The sequence below is a fragment of the Pseudomonas sp. SIMBA_068 genome, assembly GCF_046534705.1.
GTDB classification, from domain to species: Bacteria; Pseudomonadota; Gammaproteobacteria; order Pseudomonadales; family Pseudomonadaceae; genus Aquipseudomonas; species Aquipseudomonas putida.
The window spans coordinates 1-240 of record NZ_JAWRYI010001496.1; the positions used below are offsets into that span (position 1 = coordinate 1).

At 50.4% G+C, this 240-nt stretch carries 1 protein-coding gene; it reads left to right on the forward strand.

Features of this window, described 5'->3' with window-relative positions; translation table 11 throughout:
- The coding region (locus tag SB756_RS34635) for a DUF2541 family protein (RefSeq protein WP_410913827.1) at nt 1-240 on the forward strand (240 nt) is incomplete at both ends.

The following is a 240-nucleotide window of genomic DNA, read 5'->3' on the forward strand; positions in this document are numbered from 1 at the left end:
TGCTGTGCTGCACGGCGCAGGCAAACGACCATAAACTCCTCGGCGTCATTGCAATGCCGCGTAACGAAACCAACGATCTGGCGCTGAAACTTCCTGTTTGTCGCATTGTGAAACGCATACAACTCTCTGCCGACCATGGCGATTTACAGTTAAGCGGTGCATCGGTTTATTTCAAAGCCGCCCGTAGCGCCAGTCAGAGTCTGAATATTCCTTCAGAAATAAAAGAAGGGCAAACCACTG